This window comes from Pseudobutyrivibrio sp. C4 (genome assembly GCF_900111635.1).
Taxonomy (GTDB): Bacteria; Bacillota; Clostridia; order Lachnospirales; family Lachnospiraceae; genus Pseudobutyrivibrio; species Pseudobutyrivibrio ruminis.
The window spans coordinates 286,544-307,402 of the sequence record NZ_FOHF01000001.1; the positions used below are offsets into that span (position 1 = coordinate 286,544).

Sequence of the window (20,859 nt, forward strand, 5' to 3'; positions counted from 1 at the left end):
TATCGCATTTACGATAGTGCTTTTAATGTTTCAAAGAAATCTGGATATGAGATTACACAGCATCCTTCATCATCAAATGAGGTCTCACCATCGGCTACAAGGCCTGCAATAGCGAAAGACATTGCAATACGATGATCTTTGTATGTTTTTATGGTAGTGCCATGTAAGGATTCTCCACCCATAATAATCATACCGTCATCAGTAGGAGTAATATCAGCACCCATATTGTTAAGATTTTCTGTAACTGTGGCGATACGATCACTTTCTTTTACCTTGAGTTCTGCAGCATCCTTAATAGTAGTTGTTCCAGAGGCACATGCAGCCATAACTGCAATTACAGGAAGCTCGTCTATAAGGGTTGGAATAATCTCGCCAGATATTTCGCAACCATGTAAATCGCTTGAACTTACATGAATATCAGCAACTGGTTCTCCTGAAACTATGCGCTCATTTAATAATTCAATGTTTCCACCCATGTTCTTTGCAACCTGAATAATGCCTGCACGAGTTGGATTCGTATTTACGTTTTTGATAAGTAGATCTGCGTTAGGGCAAATTAAACCTGCAACAATGAAATAAGCAGCAGAGGAGATGTCTCCAGGTACTGTAATCTTCTGGCCAATTAATCTTGGTCTGCCAGCTATTGATGCTGTTAATCCTTCCGATTTGATATCGGCACCGAATCCCTTTAGCATCAATTCTGTGTGATTTCTAGAGATAACTGGCTCAGTTACTGAAGTAACACCGTCTGCATACAATCCAGCCAATAGTACGCAAGATTTAACCTGAGCGCTTGCAACAGGTGAATCATAGTGGATTGCATGAAGAGGAGCGCCTCCTATTTCTAGAGGAGCACAACCATTATCTTTGATTGATTTGATATGAGCACCCATACTTGTAAGCGGGGTTATGATGCGTCCCATAGGCCGCTTCTGTATAGATTCATCACCATTTAAAGAACTAATAAATCTCTGGCCTGCAAGAATTCCTGAAATCAATCTGGTGGTAGTTCCACTATTTCCTACATCAAGCATTTTTGAAGGTGCGGATAGTCCTTTTAGGCCCTTTCCATGAATAACTACATGATCATGTTCTTGCGTTATATCAATGCCCATAGCCTTAAAGCAACTGATTGTGCTACGGCAGTCTGCACCATCCAGGAATCCTGTAAGCTCAGTAATCCCTTCGGAAATAGCTCCAAACATTACACCGCGGTGGCTAATAGACTTGTCACCTGGAACTGTTATTTCGCCTTTTAAGCTTTTTACTTTTGTAATAGCCATTAATTTGTCCTCTGTCTAGTATAGTAATTGTTGTGAGTAAGAACTGTGCGGGCCTTATCTAAAGCATCCTGGGTGTAGAATTCGATTCTAAGAACACCAGGCTCAAACTCACGGTTATGAATGATATCTATATTTTTAACACTTATTTCTGCATTAGCAAGCAATTGAAGTACTCCTACAAGTGTACCAGGTTTATCGTCGATATCACAGTACAGTTCGAAGAATCTTGAGTGTGCACTATCTGGAATAGTAATAGAATCACGATAATCCTTTGCTTTTGTCCAAAGATTTATTATCTCATCAGGATCAGATGAAGATATCGCATTTTCGAATTGGCTCAACTCATCTTTGAAATCGCCTATCAGTTTAAGCACTGCATCCTTGTTACTTAGAAAAATGTGCTGCCACATTGTAGGTGAACCGGATGCGATTCTTGTAATATCTTTAAAACCGCCTGCTGCAATGGTTTTGCATATTTTGCGATCATCGTCAGTATCGTTTACAAGATTTACAAGAGCTGCTGCAACTACATGAGGTAGGTGGGATACAGTAGCGGTAGCCTCGTCATGCTCCTCAGGAGTAAGCTGGATTGGAATGGCTCCAAGGCTTTTTATATAATCTGCAAATTGAGAGTATGTATCTGCATTCATTTCTGAATCAGCTGTAAGGATATAATAAGCGTTTTCTAAAAGTGAAGCAGAAGAGTGCTCGAGACCTGTTAATTCAGAACCTGTCATTGGATGTCCACCAATAAATTGATTGGTCATTTCAAGCTCTCTGGCAACTGCAGTAATATCCCCTTTTACTGAGCCTACATCTGTGATGATACAATCTGGCTTAACTACATCTTTAAGTTTTCTTAAATAGTCACAATTGACTTTAACAGGAGAGCAAAGAAAAATAATATCACACTGACCAAACTGGTGAATCTTAAGCAATCCGTTATTATCTATAAGTCGTTCTTCAAATGCTGTTTCAATAGTTGATTCTCTTGAAGCTGTTGCAAGAATTCTAGTGTTTGGATATGTTTTCAATATCGCTTTTGCGATACTGCCTCCAATTAAACCTAGCCCAACAAATCCTATTGTTTTACTTTTCATAATTACCCTCACCTCTAATTCACTTTCACACTTTAAAGCGATTATTTTCTTTTATAATATCACATTTACTCATTGTAAATAGTCTGAATATTAAATATAATAATTATAAGTTTTATAAACAACATGGCGCGGCGGGGTAAAGGCGTCAAATAACTATTGGGAGGTACGGCACATGAAGGTTTTTACTACGGACAAGATTAGAAATGTTGTGTTACTTGGTCACAGCGGGGCGGGCAAAACCAGTCTCATCGAATCAATGGCTTTTCTAGCTGGTCAAATCAGCAAGCCGGGCACTATCGAGGCTGGTAATACCATTAGTGACTATGACAAATTGGAACAAAAAAACAAGTTTTCTATCTACACATCTTTAGCACCTATCGTATGGGGCGATACCAAGATTAATTTCCTAGATACACCAGGATTCATTGATTTCGTTGGAGAAGTTGAGGAAGCTGTTAGTGCAGCTGATGCAGCTATTATTGTTATATCTGGAAAAAGCGGAATTGAAGTTGGTACAAAAAAGGCCTGGGAGATGTGCGATAAGTTTAATCTTCCTAGAATGGTATTTGTAACTGACATGGATATAGATGATGCCAGCTATAGAGAAATCGTTGAAGAACTTCAAGGCTTGTATGGTAAAAAGATTGCTCCTTTCCATTTGCCAATTCGTGAAAATGGAGAGTTTGTTGGCTATGTAAATGTTATACAGCAAATTGGAAAGCGCTGGAAGGCAGATGGCACTGTAGAACATTGCGACGTACCTGATTATAGCAAGGAATACTTAGAGAAATATCGTGAGGCTTTGATGGAATCTGTTGCCGAGACATCAGAGGAATTCATGGACAGATATTTTGGCGGCGAAGAATTTTCTGAGGATGAAATTCGTCAGGCTCTTCGTGCAAATGTAGGCACAGGCGACATTGTTCCTGTTATGATGGGCTCAAATCTTACAAATCGCGGGCAGTATACAATGCTTACAGACGTTGTAAAATATCTTCCTAGTCCAGAGGATCGCAAGGTTTCTGGAATTAACGCAAATACGAATGAGGTTTACGAAGCAAATTATGATTTTGCTAAGCCAAAGAGCGCGTACGTATTCAAGACTATTGTAGATCCATTTGTTGGAAAGTATTCATTGATTAAGGTTAATTCCGGCGTTCTTAAAACTGATGATTTGCTTTACAACAAGCATAAGGAAACAGAAGAGAAAATCGGAAAACTTTACATTTTAACAGGTAGTAAGGCAGAGGAAGTACCTGAGCTTCATGCTGGTGATATCGGTGCTTTATCTAAGCTTTCAAAGGTTGCTACAACAGATTCTCTTTCTACAAAGGCTAATCCAATCCTTTACATCAGAACACCTTTATCTACACCTTATACATACAAGAGATATAAGGCGAAGAATAAAGGGGACGAGGATAAGATTGCTCAGGCACTTGCAAAGCTTTGCGCCGAAGATTTAACTTTAAAAGTAGTTAACGATGGCGAAAATAGTCAGTCACTTATCTATGGTATTGGCGACAGACATATCGATATGCTTGTTCAAAAGCTCAATGAAAAGTATAAAGTTGATATTGAACTGAGCCAGCCAAAGATTGCATTTAAAGAGACAATCAGAGGTAAGGCTGATGTTGAATACAAGTATAAGAAGCAAACTGGTGGACATGGTCAGTATGGACACGTAAAGATGACTTTCGAACCTTCAGGAAATATGGAAGAGCATTATAACTTTACAGAATCAGTTGTAGGTGGCGCTGTTCCTAAAAATTATTTCCCAGCTGTAGAAAAAGGCTTGCAGGAAGCAGTACTTGCTGGTCCACTTGCAGCATACCCAGTAGTTGGAATTCATGCTAATCTTTACGATGGAAGCTATCATCCAGTTGATTCTTCTGAAATGGCATTCAAAGTTGCCGCAAAAGGTGCTTTCAAGGATGGTATTATGAAGGCTAATCCTATTCTGTTGGAGCCAATTGAAACTCTTAAGGTTATAGTTCCTGATGCTTACACAGGTGACGTTATGGGCGACTTGAACAAACGCCGTGGCCGTGTGCTTGGAATGAATCCTACAGAAACAGCTGGCAAGACAGAAGTACTTGCTGAGGTTCCTATGGCAGAGCTTTATGGATACGACACAACACTTCGTTCTATGACAGGTGGATATGGTACATTCTCTTATGAATTAGCTCGTTACGAGCAGGTTCCATCAGATGTTCAAGCCAAAGAAGTTGAGCGTCGTGCTAATAAGATAAAGGATGTTGATGAAGAGTAAATAACAGATAAAAAGTAAACTAAGGGGCTACCGAATGGTAGCCTCTTTTTTAGTAGTCAATTGCAACTTTAGTATTGACTTTGCATATAGAAAGTATTAATATACTACCTAGATAAACAATTCAAAGGAGAAAAGTTATGTTAATTTTATTTGGTACACGAAGAATGAATAAAGAGATGGGAGTAGACAATCGTCAGTTATACAAATGTCCACATTGTAACAATGTTTCCCATTACAAGATTGTAAGAAATAGGCTGTATTTTACATTATTCTTTGTTCCGGTTCTTCCGTTGTCGTCAACATATTATGAGGTTTGCCCAATCTGCGAAAGAGGTGGAATTATAACAAAAGCTATAGCTAAAGAAGCAATTGTAGCTCCAGAAGCTATAGCGGTTAATCAGTAATTATTTAACAGAAGAGCAACGTAATCTTTGTATTCCTGGATTTTGTTTGCTTTTCTGATTTTTTTGATTGCTTTTTCACAGTTATTAAAATTTGATTGCCAGAAAGACCAGAATTCCTTCATACGATGAAGAACAGGTTTCTCACCTGAAAGGATATCAATGTATTGATTCAGTAATTCATCGTGGAGCTTTTTGAATGTATCTAAATCAATAGTTTGGTTATCTATTTGATTATTGTAGTTTGATGCTAATTCTGGATTTGAAATCAAACCGCGGCCAAGCATTATCGCATTTACGTTAGGATATTCTTCCTCGATTAGTTTGATGTCATTAACGGAAGTCAAATCTCCATTATATACAATAGGGTGTTTGGAATTTTCCATTGCATAATCAAAGAATTCCATTTTGATTGGCTCTCTATAATAATCTGATTGAATTCTTGGATGGATAGTCAATTCTGAAATAGGATATTTATTATATATACTCAGTATTTCATAGAATTCTTCTGGTTCTACTTTGCCAAGGCGAGTTTTAATTGATATATTTGGTACCTTAGCATTTTTGATTGCACATTCTGTTTCAAGTCTGTTGAAGATGCTATCAAGCATCATATCCAATTCCTCAGGGTAATACAAAAGTCCTGAACCTTTTTTCTTGGCAACAACAGTACCACTTGGACAACCAAGGTTAAAATTGATTTCTTTAAAGCCTAAAGCTGCTATTTCAGCAGCTGCCCATAAAAAATGATCTTCGTTATTGGTTAATAATTGAGGAACGGTGATATTGACATCATTTTTATCAGGATCAATATCTTTAAATTCTCTTGTTGTAAATTTAAAAGTAGAATTAGGAGATATGAATGGGGTGTAAACCTTATCTACGCCGCCATAATATTTGCAAAAAGTATTTCTATATATGCTGTCTGTTACGCCCTCAAGTGGAGCTAAATATAATTTCTTCATATGGGTATTTTATTAGGCGCATGTAGGAATTGCAATAGAATTAAATTTTTATATGACAATACTTGAATTCTTTTAAGTATTATACGAAAATATATTTTGTTTTAACGGGAGGAATGTATTTATGAATAAGTTTATGACAAAGTATTTCATGGCCATCTTTGGTGGTATTTTCGCGCTTGTTGGAACTATTATCATTATTGTTGGTATTATAACCAATGTTAAAACGTCTCAGTTCAAAGAATCCGCAGTTGAAGTGAATGGTGTAATTGAAGATATCGTTATTGAGGAACATACAGATGAAACCGATTACGATGTATACGTATCCTATGAATATGATGGAGAGTATTACGAAGATGTTCACTTAGATTTCTATTCAAGTAGTATGTATGAGGGGCAAGAAATAGATTTGCTTATTGACCCTGATAACCCTACAGATGTTCATACCAGCGACGGTGATTTATTCTTCACTTTGATGTTTGTTGGCTTAGGAGGACTCTTTGCCTTAATTGGTTACATTATTCTTATTGTTAGTATTCTTAACAAGAAAAAGAAGGCAGGATTGCTGGAAAGTGGCCAGCATATTTATGGTGAAATTGAATCTATGGATCAGGATTACAGCATAACAATTAATGGTAGACATCCTTTTAGAATTTATTGCAAATATAAGAATCCTACTGATGGATATATTTATAAATTTAAAAGCAATGTTTTAGATTTTAATCCATGGGATTCTTATAAGATTGGAGATTCTATTGATATTTATGTGAATCCTAATAATTTCAAAAAGTACTACGTAGATGCTGTAGATAAGGCTGCAGACATAGTAAGAGACTACACCTAATAGGCGGGAGGATATAATTCAATGACAGAATATGATTATAAAGTACATGAGTCTGGTATCGTTATAGGTTTGGGTATTTTTGTTGAGATAGTTGCAATTGGATTAGCTATTTTAGGCCTATTTATAAGCCCTGAAAATGGACAGTCAGTATGTTTTGGAGCTGCTATAATAATAGCGCTTTTAGGCGGACTCATAATATTAGAATACTATAGACGTAGCTTATATATCGTCAGAGAAGGACAGGAATATTTATATAGACCATTTATTGGCTCATCAAAAAGCTTTCGTAGATCTGATATAGCTAGATATGAGATTCGTCCAGTGAAGCTTTCTCCACAGGATGAATGTATTGTTTTATATGATTACGAAGGTAAAAAGCTTGTAGGTCTTGAGCTTAATATGGTAAACGCCAAAAGATTTGCCGAGGAGATTTCCAGTGCAGAGGAAGTAGATGCTCGTATCCAAGAGGATGCCAATAAATCAGTCGGAGATTATTTCGTGGAGGATAATTGGTCCACTGACAAATCCATTACAAAAGAAGAAAAGGATTCTAGAAGAAATAAAGTAAATATTTTGCAGACTATAAATTATGTTTTAGGATTTGTATTGTTTGCTGTGCCATGCATTTCGTTGATTATCGACACTAAATTATTCTGTATGATTTATATCTTTTGTATTATTGGTGCTTGGATATACTTTATCATCTTTAGAAATTACATGGTTTTCGAGCATAAGGACAATACTAATTACGATAAAAACATGTATGCATCAGGAGAAGTACCTATCTGGTGCGCCGCAGTGTCTTCTCTGTTTGGCTTGTTAAAAGTATTCTTAAATATTAATCATGTAAATTATATCGTATTTACGATTGAAATTATTGGCTTTGCTGTTATTGTCACTTTACTGTTTGGCGTTCTTCCAAAAGAAAGAGAATATAAAAAATATTTTTATATTTGTGTAGCAATTCTTGGAGTATATAGTGGGTGGCTCTTATCTGATTCAGTATCTGTAGTTACAGCAGAGGTTGAATCAGCGGAAGAGCTAACTATTGTCGATGCCGAAATTCATCACAATAATAGAGGTCCTGATACTCACTATTTGACAGTGGATTCTGAGTCATTCGAGGATGAAGAATTAAGTGTTACTGATGACATTTATTATCTGGCCACCGAAGGTTATGAGGATGAACTTAGATTATATATTGCAAAAGATATTTTTGGCGTAGAGGTATATTACATAGATGAAGTTCAGTAAGATTTGTATTATTTCTGTTTGCTTATCAACATTATTATGTTTTCTTGGTTGTGGCAGCATTGAGCCCTCCCATGAATATGGCGTATACATAGGGGCTAATCCTGAGGATTTAGAGGACAGAGATTTACCATCTACAATTGTTATTGATGCTCAGTATTATTCTTCTGAAGAGATTTCAAGCTTACAAGTTGATGGTCATATCGTTTATACGTATCTTAATATAGGTTCTATAGAGAATTTTAGAGATTATTATAGCGATTATGAAGATATTACTCTAGGAACATATGAAAACTGGGAGGATGAACAATGGGTTGATGCATCCCAGGCAAAATGGCAGGAATTTATTTCTGCTAAAGCTGATGAACTTATGGATAAGGGAGTAGACGGATTCTTCGTAGATAATTGTGACGTTTATTATCAGTATCCTACGGAAGAAATCTTTTCTGGTGTATCAAACATACTGGAGGATTTAAAAGATAAAGGCGGATATGTTCTTATCAATGGTGGGGATTCCTATGTAACCGAGTATTATAATCGCTATTATTCTTTGGATGCCATTCTTGATGGAGTTAATCAGGAGAGTGTATACACCTGTATAGATTGGGATAACGATTCCTTTGGAGTTAATTCCGATGAAGACAGAGAGTATTTTAGTGATTACTTAAATATGGTCTTGGATGATAATAAAGATGCATATGTACTGGAATATACAAATGATTCCGAGGTAGAAGAAGAGGCATATAACTATGCTAGCAAAATGGGTTATATCCCATATATATCACATTCACTTGAATTAAAATAAGTTAGACAACCTTGTCTAATGGCTTAAAACAGGGCACTCTCGTTTTGTGTCCTGTTAATTTTTAGCTTATATTTTATACTTCAATTATCAACGAAAGGAGGAAATTCACTTTGGATCAACAGAAAATTGGCAAGTTTTTAAAACAACTTAGAAATGAAAAACAAATGACTCAAGAAATGCTTGCCCAGGTTTTCAATGTGAGCTCAAGAACTATATCAAGATGGGAGACTGGAAGTAATTTACCAGATATATCTTTGCTGGTAGAAATAGCTGACTTTTTTGATGTAGACGTTCGTGAGATAATTGAAGGTGAAAGAAAAAGCGATATGATGAATGAAGAATTACATGATGTTGCTGAAAAAATGGCTGATTACGCAGATGCTGAAAAGACTAATCTTCTTAATTGGGTGAGAGGCTTCAGTTTGGTGGGGACCTTTTTACTGACTCTTGCTATTGCACTTCAATGCATTAATTATGAGCCCAATTTTATGAGGGCTTTGGCTATTCTTTTTTCTTTTCTTGGCTTTGTTGGTATGGCAATAACCACTTTGTATACTAATGGCATTTTGCAAAAGCTGGCGAAGAAAAAGCATTTTAGTCTAGTTGTAAAAGTTATTGTAGGAGTTCTTGCTATATTTAGTTTGCGATTTATTCTTGTGTTTTTATTTATATATGTTCTTTGCTTTTATGAAATGTCGCAACCTTATGTACATAAAACGGGAATTGAAAACTATGATAAAGAATACATATTAGAGGAATACGGAGGAGATCTAAACAGTAGTTTATTAATATTTCCTGACGATGTATCTGATATGTTATCCTCAGACTATGAGTATTTTCTTAAAACAGGGCTTTTTGATACAGATGGCGACATAATTTTAGAGGCCACGTATACAGATGAGAATTATGATAAGGAAGTAGAACGTTTATCTGAAATTAAATGTACTATCTATGACACTACCAAGGAAGATAGTGACTATCATATAAACGAGATTTTGTATGACGATGAGTCTTATAATTATCCTGCATATATCGCATCTGATGGTCAAAGTAGTGTATATGAGTATGCGTTACTTGATGACGATGATAATAAAATTGTTTATGTATATCTATCATATCCGGATAGCCTTATTAATGGAGGGCATCTGGTAAAATATAAAGACTATTTATTGAAAGATTTATCTTCATATGTTTTTGAGGGTAATACATTAGAGCGATTTAGCATTTATTATTACAATTTTGGTGACGACATTTGGACAGGATATGACCCAGAGGAAGAAGGTCGTGTCACCACAGGACAAGAGCGATAATTATTAATAAGCTGTAGATGTTTTCATTGCAAAACTCTACAGCTTTTATTATAATTTCGGGTAGTTGTATAGATTACGAGGTGAGAAAATGAAACATAACTTTAAAGCTATTGAGAAAAAATGGCAAGCAGCTTGGGAAAAGGACGAGATTTTCAAAGCTGTTGACGGTTCTGATAAGCCAAAATTCTATGGTCTTGTAGAGTTCCCATATCCATCTGGTGCTGGTATGCACGTTGGACATATCAAGGCTTATTCTTCAGTTGAGGTAGTATCTAGAAAGCGAAGAATGCAGGGATACAATGTATTATTCCCTATCGGTTTTGATGCATTTGGTCTTCCTACAGAGAATTACGCTGTAAAGACAAACACTCATCCAAGAAAGATTACAGATGACAATATCAAGAAATTTACTACTCAGCTTAAGAGTGTAGGATTCTCTTTTGATTATAGTCGTACAATCGACACTACACAGGAGGACTACTACAAGTGGACTCAGTGGATTTTCCTTAAGATGTTCGAGAAGGGCCTTGTTTTCAGAGATAAGACTCTTGTTAACTACTGCCCACATTGTAAGGTAGTACTTTCAAACGAGGATTCACAGGGCGGTAAATGTGATATCTGCGATACAGACGTTATCCAGAAGGAAAAGGACGTTTGGTATCTTCGTATCACAGAGTACGCTGATAAGCTTCTTCAGGGACTTGATGGTCTTGATTTCCCAGAGAATATCAAGCAGCAGCAGGTTAACTGGATTGGTAAATCAAAGGGTGCTTTCGTAAACTTCACACTTGAAGGAATCGAAGACAAGCTTGAAATTTACACAACACGCCCAGATACACTTTGCGGTGTTACATTTATGGTTATTGCTCCAGAGCATCCATATATTGATAAATATGCAGACAAGATTTCTAACATGGACGCTATCCTTGCTTACAGAGCAGAGTGCCAGAAGAAGTCTGAGTTTGAGCGTACACAGCTTGTTTCAAAGGATAAGACAGGCGTTCGTGTTGAGGGATTTGATGCAATCAACCCAATCACAGGAAAGAAGATTCCTGTATTCATTTCAGATTACGTAATGATGGGCTACGGTACTGGTGCAATCATGGCCGTTCCTGCTCATGATCAGCGTGACTGGGACTTCGCTACTAAGTTTGGTATCGATATCATCCCTGTTATTGAGGGTGGAGATGTTACAAAAGAAGCTTACACAGGCGAAGGAAACATGATTAACTCTGAGTTCCTTAATGGTCTTAACAACAAAAAGGACTCAATCGATAGAATGATTCAGGAACTTGAAAAGCTTGGATGTGGTAAGGCTGGTGTTCAGTTCAAGATGAAGGATTGGGCATTTAACAGACAGCGTTACTGGGGTGAGCCTATTCCAATCGTACATTGTCCTACATGTGGTGATGTTGCAGTTCCTTATGAGGAGCTTCCACTTAAGCTTCCTGTAATGGAGAAGTTTGAGCCTGGTACAGATGGAGAGTCTCCACTTGCTAGAGTAGAAAGCTTTGTAAATTGCAAATGTCCTAAGTGTGGCGGCGCTGCAAAGCGTGAGACAGATACTATGCCTCAGTGGGCTGGTTCTTCTTGGTATTTCCTTCGTTACATCGACCCACATAATGACAACGAATTTGCTGCTAGAGAAAAGCTCAACTACTGGATGCCAGTAGATTGGTACAACGGTGGTATGGAGCACGTTACTCGTCACTTGATTTACTCACGTTTCTGGCATCACTTCCTATATGACCTTGGTGTTGTTAATACTCCAGAGCCATATAAGAAGAGAAGTGCTCAGGGTATGATCCTTGGCGAGGACGGACAGAAGATGTCTAAGTCTCGTGGCAATGTTATCGATCCACTTGATATCGTAGATGCATACGGTGCTGATACACTTCGTACATACGTATTATTCATGGGTGACTATGGCGCAGCTGCTCCTTGGTCAGATGCTTCAGTTCGTGGATGTAAGAGATTCCTTGAGAGATTTGCTGGTCTTACAGATATCATTACAGATGAAGCAAATAGCGAAAAGATTGAAACAGGAATTCATAAGACAATAAAGAAGGTTACAGAAGATATCGAAGCTATGAAGTTCAACACAGCTATCGCTGCAATGATGGGACTCCTTAACGATATCGTAGCAGAAGGTCATATTACAAAGGATAACCTTATGCTTCTTGTAAAGATTCTCAGCCCATTTGCACCACATCTTTGCGAAGAGATGTATGCAGAACTTGGTGGTGAGGGATACTGCTCACTTGCACAGTGGCCAGAATTTGATCCTAAGAAGATTGTAGAATCCTCAATTGAGATTGCTGTTCAGGTTAACGGAAAGCTTAAAGCTACAATCACAATCCCTAACGGATGCGATAAGGATGAGGCTCTTTCAATCGCTAAGGCTGATGAAAATGTAGCAAAAGCTCTCGATGGCAAGAACCTTGTTAAAGAGATTTACGTACCAAACAAAATCGTAAACCTCGTGGTAAAGTAATACTGTAATTTGATTGTTAATTGAGCCAGTAGCTTGATAGCTACTGGCGGACTGGGTTAAGGAGATAATGTATGAGCAAAATTCAGATGACGACACCTTTGGTTGAGATGGACGGAGACGAGATGACTCGTATCCTTTGGCAAATGATTAAGGACGAGCTACTTCTTCCATTCATTGATTTAAAGACTGAGTATTATGATTTAGGTTTAGAGCACAGAAATGAGACAGATGACAAAGTTACAGTGGAGTCAGCTGAAGCTACAAAGAAATATGGTGTTGCTGTAAAGTGCGCCACCATTACTCCTAATGCTGCACGCATGACTGAATACAACCTTAAGGAAATGTGGAAGAGTCCAAATGGTACAATTCGTGCAATCCTTGATGGCACAGTTTTCCGTGCACCTATCGTTGTTAAAGGCATCGACCCAAATGTTAAATCTTGGAAAAAGCCTATTACAATTGCTCGTCATGCTTACGGTGATGTATACAAGAATACTGAAATGAGAATTCCAGGAGCTGGAAAAGTTGAGCTTGTATACACAGCTGAAGACGGAACAGAAGAGCGTTCTCTTGTTCATACATTTAATGGTCCTGGCGTTGTTCAGGGGCAGCACAATCTTGACAATTCTATCGAAAGTTTTGCTCATAGTTGCTTCAAGTACGCTTTAGATACAAAGCAGGATCTTTGGTTTGCTACTAAAGACACTATTTCAAAAAAATATGATCATAGATTCAAGGATGTGTTCCAGGAAATCTTTGATAAAGAGTACAAAGAAGCATTTGATAAGGCTGGTATAGAATATTTCTATACACTTATCGATGATGCAGTTGCTCGTGTAATGAAATCTGAAGGCGGTTTCATATGGGCATGTAAGAACTATGATGGTGATGTAATGAGCGATATGATTTCATCAGCGTTTGGTTCACTTGCTATGATGACTTCAGTTCTAGTTAGCCCAGCAGGCTATTATGAATATGAAGCTGCTCACGGTACTGTTCAGCGTCACTTTTACAAGCACTTAAAAGGTGAAGAGACATCTACAAACTCTGTAGCTACAATCTTTGCTTGGACAGGAGCACTAAGAAAGCGCGGTGAATTAGACAATATTCCTGAGCTTTCTGCATTTGCTGATAAGCTTGAGCAGGCTTGTATTAAGACAATCGAAGATGGTAAGATGACCAAAGACTTAGCGCTCATCACATCCATCGAGAACCCAACAGTCCTTAATTCAAGGGATTTCATCATTGAAATCCGCAAGACTTTAGAGTTACTTTAAAATTGTCTGACAACTACATATAGTGGTATATCGTGTTGACATACACAATATAGTCTTTTATAATGGTCTCATACGTGGTCTAGGCGTACGAGACCATTTTATTTTCGTAGAAGATTGAATTTAGATACAAGTATTAAATATTTAGATGAGTCTGTAGGCGTAACAGACGGACTATAGGGAGAGAAAAGCTTGGAAATGAATGTAAAGCTTCAGGCGTTTGAGGGGCCGCTGGATTTACTTCTTCACCTGATAGATAAAAACAAAGTTGATATTTACGATATTCCTATTGTTGAGATTACTGATCAATATATGGAATATGTCCGTGCTATGGATCAAAGTGATTTGGATGTCATGAGTGAGTTCTTACTCATGGCCACCACACTTTTGGATATCAAGAGCCGTATGCTTCTCCCTCGAGAAGAAAAAGAAGAGGATGGAGAGGAAGCTGAGGATCCACGTGCAGAGTTGGTACAGCAGTTATTGGAATACAAAATGTACAAAACAATTTCTTACCAGCTTAGAGACAGACAGATGGATGCAAGCCTTGTATTCTACAAGGAGCCTACTATTCCTGAGGAAGTTCTCAAATATGAGCAGCCAGTTGATTTAGAGGAGCTCATGAGCGACTTAACTCTTAACAAGCTTAACGACATTTTTAATCAAGTTCTTAAGAGACAGGATAATCGCCGAGATCCAATTCGTTCTACATTCGGCAAAATCAAAAAAGAAGAAGTTAGCCTTGAGCAGAAAATGGAATGGACCATTGCTTTTGCAAAGGCTCACAATACATTTAGTTTTAGAAATCTTCTTGAGGCAGCTCATTCAAAGACAGAGGTTATCGTTACATTCCTTTGCATTCTTGAGATGATGAAGGCTGGTCAGATTAATATTACTCAGGAAGATACATTTACAGATATTCTTATAGAATCAAAGATTGCTGCCTAGACAGCTTTTGAAGGGGTATTATGGAATTAAAAGAAATCGAAAACATAGTTGAGGGTATACTTTTTGCAATGGGTGGCACTGTTGAGCCATCTAAGATAGCAAAGGCTCTTGAAATAGAAGAAAAGCAGGTAGTTGAAGCTATTGAATCTTTAAAAAATAGCTATAAAGAACAAAATAGAGGTATTACAATCACAGAAATCGACGGGGCTTATCAGATGTGCACTAGCCCTGATATTTACGAATACCTTATTCGTATAGCAAAACAGCCTAAGAAATATGTTCTTACTGATGTTTTGCTAGAGACACTTTCTATTATTGCTTACAAACAGCCAATCACTAAATCAGAAATCGAAAAGATTCGTGGTGTTTCCTGCGACTTTGCTGTTTCAAAGCTTGTTGAGTTTGGTCTTTGTACAGAGCTTGGCCGTCTCGATGCGCCTGGTAGACCTATGCTTTTTGGTACTACAGAAGAGTTCCTTCGTTCTTTTGGTGTAAGTTCAATCGAAGAGCTTCCAGAGCTTTCTCAAACTCAAATTGAAGAGTTCAAAATCGAGGCTGAAAATGAGGCTAGCAATGTAGAAGTTACCATTTAATTTTACATGCGTTTTATATAGTCAATCCATCCCTTGGATTGGCTATTTTTGTGCCTATTTTTCAAGGAAAATAATGACCAATCTTTTTAACATAAATTTATGACAATTTTTTAACACATTCGCATTGAAATGGGGGCTAAAAATGGTTATCATTAAACTTGCGAGAAATTTTGAAATAATTTATATAAATGGAGGTATAAGATGGGTAATGATTTAAGTCAGGCTCAGGCTAGAATTAACGCGTTACTTGATGACAACAGCTTTGTTGAGCTTCAGTCATTAGTAACAAGTCGCAACACTGATTTTAACCTTGATGCGAAAAAGGAACCATCAGACGGAGTAATTATTGGACATGGTCTTGTGGATGGAACTTTAGTATTCGTATTTAGCCAGAATGCCGATGTTTTGGGTGGCACAATTGGCGAAATGCACGCTAAAAAGATTCTTTCTGTATATGACATGGCACTTAAGGTTGGTGCACCAGTAATCGGCTTTATTGATTGTGGTGGAGTTCGTCTTCAGGAGTCGTTCGATGCACTTGAAGCACTTGGTTCTGTTATTGAAAGAGCCGCTGATGTTAAAGGGGTTATTCCACAGCTTATTTGTGTAGCTGGCAACTGTGGTGGAGGTCTTTCAGTATTACCTGCACTTGCAGATTTCACATTTATGGTTGATGGAGCAAAGCTTTTCATTAACTCACCAGATACAATTTCTGGAAACAGTTCTGATAAATGCGATACTTCTTCAGCTACATTCCAGTTTGAAGAAGCTGGTACAGTAGATATGCATGGTTCACTTGCAGAGGTTGTTTCATCTATGAGACAGGTTATTTCTATGATTCCAAACGACATCGTAGAAGCAAGTGATGATCTTAATAGAGCAGCAGAAGGCCTTGAGGGTAAGCTTACAGATGCAGCTGCAGTTGCTACAGAGCTTGCTGATAACAGACAGTTTGTTGAACTTAAGGCTGGTTTTGCTAAAGAAATGGTAACAGGTCTTATTAAGCTTGATGGTGTTACTATCGGCGTTGTTGGTAATAGAGAGGTTGATGGCGAAGCTGTTCTTTCAGCTGCTGGCTGTGAGAAGGCTGCTGATTTCGTAGATCTTTGTGATATGTATGAAATCCCAGTTCTTTCAATTACTAATGTTGCAGCTTTCAAGTCTTGCACATGTCAGGAAAAGAGACTTCCAAGAGCTCTTTCACAAATGACACAGCGCTTTGTAGATGCTAGCGTTCCAAAGATTAATCTTATTACAAAGCAGGGCTACGGCACACCTTATGTACTTATGAATTCTAAGTCACTTGGTGCAGATTTAGTTTATGCTTTTGATAGCACATCTGTTGGAGCAATGGAAGCTTCTAAGGCTGCAAAGATTCTTGCAGATAATGGTACAGATGCTGCAGCAATCGAAAAAGATTATGCTGAGCTTCAGGATAGTGCCCTTACAGCAGCTGCTCACGGACATATCGATAGAATCGTTTCAATGGCAGATGCTAGAAAATATATTATTGCAGGATTTGAAATGTTCTTTTAAGAGCAGGAAGGTGAACATATGAAGAATAAATTAAAGATTTGCTTATGCACCTTAGCGCTTGCTCTTGGTTTGATGGCGTGTGGCGGCCAAAAGGATGATACATTAGGTGGTCGTACAGAAGCTGACTATCAATCAGAATTGTCTAGCATGCTTACACAGCTTTCAACACTTGATGAAGCAGCAATTGACTACAATATTTCATATATTTCGTCATATGAAGATGGTGCAACACTTGTAACACTTCTTGAGGATTACAAGGATTGTTACGATGAGTCCAATGAATATGTTGGAATCGGCGAATTTAATGTCGAGAAATCTGGTAAGACAATCACTGCAACACTTATTGGAGATTACTCAAAAAGAGATTTAAAGATGACTTTTGTTTACAGTACATTAGATGCATCTACTCCAACTGCAATGAATATCGAGCCAGTATACACTTTAGGTGAGACAATGCAGAAGGCTGCTTTGAATACAGTAATGGGTATCCTTATTGTGTTCTGTATGCTTGTTGTAATGTCTGGCGTAATCAAGCTTTTTGAAATTATTCCTAAGCTTGAAAAGAGATCTAAAGAAAAGAAAGAGGGTGCTGTGGCTGCTCCAGTTGTTAGCAATACACCTGCACCAGTTAAAAATGAAACAGATGATTTACAGCTTGTTGCTGTAATTGCCGCAGCAATCGCTGCTAGTACAGGAGCTTCTACAGATTCGTTTGTAGTTCGTTCTATCAAGAAAAGACATTAGAATTAGGAGGATTTTTCCATGAAAAATTATACAATCACTGTTAATGGAACAGTATATGATGTTACTGTAGAAGATAAGGGAGGTTCTGGTGTTTCTCCAGTTACTCCTTCAGCTGCACCTAAGGCAGCAGCACCAGCTCCAGTTGCTACAGGCGCTGCAGGCGGTGTTAAAATCGAAGCTGGAGCAGCTGGTAAGGTTGTTAAGATTGCAGCTGCAGCTGGTACAGCAGTTAAGAAGGGTGATCCTGTAGTAGTACTTGAGGTTATGAAGATGGAAACACCTGTTGTTGCACCACAGGATGGTACTGTTGCATCAATCAATTGTAACGAAGGACAGCAGGTTGAGGCTGGCGCATTACTTGCAACTATGAACTAATAGGAGGATTACACATGAGTTACGTTGGAGAGACATTGTTAAATCTCGCCGGTCAAACTGCATTTGCAAATTTGACTTGGGGAAACTTTGTCATGATAGCGGTTGCCTGTGTTTTCCTTTATCTTGCAATTAAAAAGGGATATGAACCACTTCTTTTATTACCAATCGCATTTGGTATGTTATTGGTTAATATTTACCCTGACATTATTGCATCACCAGAGGAAACATCTAATGGTGTAGGCGGCTTGCTTTATTATTTCTATACTCTTGATGAGTATTCAATTCTTCCTTCGCTTATTTTCATGGGCGTTGGAGCAATGACTGATTTCGGTCCACTTATCGCTAATCCAATAAGCTTTTGGCTTGGCGCTGCAGCACAGATTGGTATTTTCACAGCTTACCTTCTTGCAATCCTTTTAGGATTCTCAGATCAGGCAGCAGCTGCTGTATCAATTATCGGTGGAGCAGATGGACCTACATCTATTTTCTTGGCTGGTAAACTTGGACAATCAGCACTTATGGGACCAATTGCTGTAGCAGCATACTCATATATGTCACTTGTTCCAATCATTCAGCCACCAATTATGAAGGCACTTACAACAAAAGAAGAGCGCTCAATCAAAATGGCACAGCTTAGACCTGTATCAAAGCTTGAAAAGATTCTCTTCCCAATCGTTGTTACAATTATTGTATGTTTGATTTTACCTACAACAGCTCCTCTTGTTGGTATGCTTATGCTTGGTAACTTATTCAAGGAGTCTGGTGTTGTAAATCAGCTAACAGAGACAGCATCAAATGCACTTATGTACATCGTAGTTATTTTACTTGGTACATCAGTAGGAGCGTCTACATCAGCTGAAGCATTCTTGAATCCAGCTACACTCAAGATCGTTGTTCTTGGTCTTGTTGCTTTCGTATTCGGTACAGCTGCTGGTGTATTATTCGGAAAGCTTCTTTGCCATATTACAGGTGGAAAAATCAATCCACTTATTGGATCGGCAGGTGTTTCTGCTGTACCAATGGCAGCCCGTGTTTCACAGAAGGTCGGTGCAGAGGAAGATCCTACAAACTTCTTACTTATGCACGCTATGGGACCTAACGTAGCAGGCGTTATCGGAACAGCCGTAGCAGCCGGTGTATTCATGGCTATATTCGGTGTTTAGTTCTTATATATTAATTATTCAGGAGGGAATTACAAATGGCAGATATTAGTCCAAAGCCAGTTAAAATTACAGAGACAGTGCTCCGTGATGCGCATCAGTCTCTTATAGCAACACGTATGCCTACCTCAATTATGCTTCCTATCATTGATAAAATGGACCAGGTTGGATATAACGCAGTAGAGTGCTGGGGTGGTGCTACATTTGATGCATGTCTTCGTTTCCTTAAGGAAGATCCATGGGATAGACTTAGACAGCTTCGTGATGGATTTAAGAATACAAAGCTTCAGATGCTTTTTAGAGGTCAGAACATCTTAGGATACAGCCAGTATCCAGATGATGTTGTTGAATACTTCGTTCAGAAGTCAATTGCAAATGGTATCGATATCATTCGTATTTTTGACTGCCTTAACGATATCAGAAACCTTCAGACAGCAGTTAATGCTACAAACAAAGAGAAAGGACATGCGCAGGTTGCCCTTTCATACACTCTTGGTGAGGCTTATACACTTGATTACTGGAAGGATATTGCAAAGCGTATCGAAGATATGGGTGCATCTTCAATCTGTATCAAGGATATGGCTGGTCTTCTTGTTCCAGCTAAGGCTTCAGAGCTTGTTTCAGCATTAAAAGAATCTACAAGCCTTCCTATCGAGCTTCATACTCACTACACATCAGGTGTTGCAAGTATGACATATATGAAGGCTGTAGAGGCAGGATGTGATATCATCGACTGCGCAATTTCACCTTTTGCACTTGGTACATCTCAGCCTGCTACAGAAGTTATGGCAGCTGCATTCGAAGGAACACCTTATGATACAGGATTTGATCAGGAACTTCTTTCAGAAATTGCTGATTACTTCAGACCATACAGAGAAGAGTGCATCGAAAGTGGTCTTATGTCAACAAAGGTACTTGGCGTAAACATCAACACACTTCGTTATCAGGTTCCAGGCGGTATGCTTTCAAACCTTATCAGCCAGCTTAAAGAGCAGGGCAAGGAAGATAAGCTTCGCGAGGTTCTTGAAGAAGTACCACGTGTACGTAAGGATCTTGGTGAGCCACCACTTGTTACACCTTCTTCTCAGATTGTTGGTACACAGGCTGTATTCAATGTTCTTATGGGTGAGAGATACAAGGTTGTTACAGAGCAGACTAAGGATATTCTCCTTGGAAAGTATGGTCAGACAGTTAAGCCTTTCAACCCAGAGGTTGTAGAGAAGGCACTTGGTGCTGACAAAGATAAAGCTATCACATGCCGTCCAGCAGACTTACTTGAGCCAGGACTTAAGAAGTTTGAAGAGGAATGTGCTAGATGGAAACAGCAGGATGAGGATGTGTTATCATATGCATTATTCCCAAAGGTTGCTACAGAGTTCTTCGAGTATCGTGAGGCTCAGCAGACAAAGGTTGATCCTGCAAAGGCAGATAAGGAAAATAAAGCTTATCCAGTTTAATTTCAATAGCGATGAGGCAATGCAAGATTTCTTGCATTGCCTTTTTTTGCATA

Annotated in this window: 18 protein-coding genes; 15 read left to right on the forward strand and 3 right to left on the reverse strand. The window is 38.2% G+C overall.

Features of this window, described 5'->3' with window-relative positions; all coding sequences use genetic code 11:
* Positions 1-8: 8 nt before the first annotated feature.
* Complete coding sequence (gene aroA / locus BMY66_RS01350) at positions 9-1,283, reverse strand: 3-phosphoshikimate 1-carboxyvinyltransferase (RefSeq protein ID WP_090393903.1); 1,275 nt, start codon at positions 1,281-1,283, stop codon at positions 9-11.
* The gene (locus tag BMY66_RS01355) at positions 1,283-2,383 is read right to left on the reverse strand and encodes a prephenate dehydrogenase (protein ID WP_044934603.1); all 1,101 of its coding nucleotides are present in this window, start codon (positions 2,381-2,383) and stop codon (positions 1,283-1,285) included. Before BMY66_RS01355 ends, aroA begins: the two co-directional genes overlap by 1 nt.
* Before the next feature lie 172 nt (positions 2,384-2,555).
* On the opposite strand from BMY66_RS01355, the gene BMY66_RS01360 reads away from it, so the two are divergent.
* The gene (locus tag BMY66_RS01360) at positions 2,556-4,652 is read left to right on the forward strand and encodes an elongation factor G (protein ID WP_044934600.1); all 2,097 of its coding nucleotides are present in this window, start codon (positions 2,556-2,558) and stop codon (positions 4,650-4,652) included.
* A 137-nt stretch (positions 4,653-4,789) separates the two neighbouring features.
* Positions 4,790-5,056, forward strand: a complete 267-nt coding sequence (locus BMY66_RS01365; RefSeq protein ID WP_049960262.1) for a zinc-ribbon domain-containing protein — start codon at positions 4,790-4,792, stop codon at positions 5,054-5,056.
* On the opposite strand, the gene BMY66_RS01370 is transcribed toward BMY66_RS01365, so the two are convergent.
* Entirely contained in the window at positions 5,050-6,018 is a 969-nt protein-coding gene (locus BMY66_RS01370) for a tRNA dihydrouridine synthase (RefSeq protein WP_090393904.1), read from the reverse strand. The genes BMY66_RS01365 and BMY66_RS01370 overlap by 7 nt on opposite strands.
* 121 nt (positions 6,019-6,139) lie before the next feature.
* Here BMY66_RS01370 and BMY66_RS01375 point away from each other — a divergent pair, with 121 nt between their 5' ends.
* From BMY66_RS01375 to BMY66_RS01435, 13 genes are all read left to right on the forward strand, one after another.
* Positions 6,140-6,859: a DUF3592 domain-containing protein gene (locus BMY66_RS01375; RefSeq protein ID WP_090393905.1), complete on the forward strand. Its 720-nt coding sequence runs from the start codon at positions 6,140-6,142 to the stop codon at positions 6,857-6,859.
* Positions 6,860-6,880: 21 nt separating this feature from the next.
* On the forward strand, positions 6,881-8,113 hold the full coding sequence (locus BMY66_RS01380) for a hypothetical protein (protein ID WP_090393906.1): 1,233 nt from the start codon (positions 6,881-6,883) through the stop codon (positions 8,111-8,113).
* Positions 8,100-8,915: an endo alpha-1,4 polygalactosaminidase gene (locus tag BMY66_RS01385; protein ID WP_090393907.1), complete on the forward strand. Its 816-nt coding sequence runs from the start codon at positions 8,100-8,102 to the stop codon at positions 8,913-8,915. The genes BMY66_RS01380 and BMY66_RS01385 overlap by 14 nt, the downstream gene beginning before the upstream one ends.
* A gap of 110 nt (positions 8,916-9,025) precedes the next feature.
* Positions 9,026-10,225, forward strand: a complete 1,200-nt coding sequence (locus tag BMY66_RS01390) for a helix-turn-helix domain-containing protein (RefSeq protein ID WP_090393908.1) — start codon at positions 9,026-9,028, stop codon at positions 10,223-10,225.
* Between the two features lie 88 nt (positions 10,226-10,313).
* Positions 10,314-12,719: a leucine--tRNA ligase gene (leuS, locus tag BMY66_RS01395; protein WP_090393909.1), complete on the forward strand. Its 2,406-nt coding sequence runs from the start codon at positions 10,314-10,316 to the stop codon at positions 12,717-12,719.
* A gap of 71 nt (positions 12,720-12,790) precedes the next feature.
* Complete coding sequence (locus BMY66_RS01400; RefSeq protein ID WP_090393910.1) at positions 12,791-13,996, forward strand: NADP-dependent isocitrate dehydrogenase; 1,206 nt, start codon at positions 12,791-12,793, stop codon at positions 13,994-13,996.
* Between the two features lie 189 nt (positions 13,997-14,185).
* Positions 14,186-14,941, forward strand: coding sequence for a segregation and condensation protein A (locus tag BMY66_RS01405; protein ID WP_090393911.1), 756 nt, complete (start codon positions 14,186-14,188; stop codon positions 14,939-14,941).
* A 20-nt stretch (positions 14,942-14,961) separates the two neighbouring features.
* Positions 14,962-15,534 (forward strand): SMC-Scp complex subunit ScpB, encoded by a 573-nt coding sequence (scpB, locus tag BMY66_RS01410; RefSeq protein WP_044934581.1) that lies wholly within the window; start codon positions 14,962-14,964, stop codon positions 15,532-15,534.
* Between the two features lie 201 nt (positions 15,535-15,735).
* Positions 15,736-17,070 (forward strand): carboxyl transferase domain-containing protein, encoded by a 1,335-nt coding sequence (locus BMY66_RS01415; RefSeq protein ID WP_044934578.1) that lies wholly within the window; start codon positions 15,736-15,738, stop codon positions 17,068-17,070.
* An 18-nt stretch (positions 17,071-17,088) separates the two neighbouring features.
* Positions 17,089-17,814, forward strand: a complete 726-nt coding sequence (locus BMY66_RS01420; protein WP_090393912.1) for an OadG family protein — start codon at positions 17,089-17,091, stop codon at positions 17,812-17,814.
* A gap of 18 nt (positions 17,815-17,832) precedes the next feature.
* A complete protein-coding gene (locus BMY66_RS01425; RefSeq protein ID WP_044934573.1) occupies positions 17,833-18,189 on the forward strand; it encodes a biotin/lipoyl-containing protein in 357 nt (118 codons plus the stop codon).
* Between the two features lie 14 nt (positions 18,190-18,203).
* Positions 18,204-19,352: a sodium ion-translocating decarboxylase subunit beta gene (locus BMY66_RS01430; protein WP_044934570.1), complete on the forward strand. Its 1,149-nt coding sequence runs from the start codon at positions 18,204-18,206 to the stop codon at positions 19,350-19,352.
* Positions 19,353-19,387: 35 nt separating this feature from the next.
* Complete coding sequence (locus tag BMY66_RS01435) at positions 19,388-20,806, forward strand: oxaloacetate decarboxylase subunit alpha (RefSeq protein ID WP_044934568.1); 1,419 nt, start codon at positions 19,388-19,390, stop codon at positions 20,804-20,806.
* Positions 20,807-20,859 lie beyond the last annotated feature (53 nt).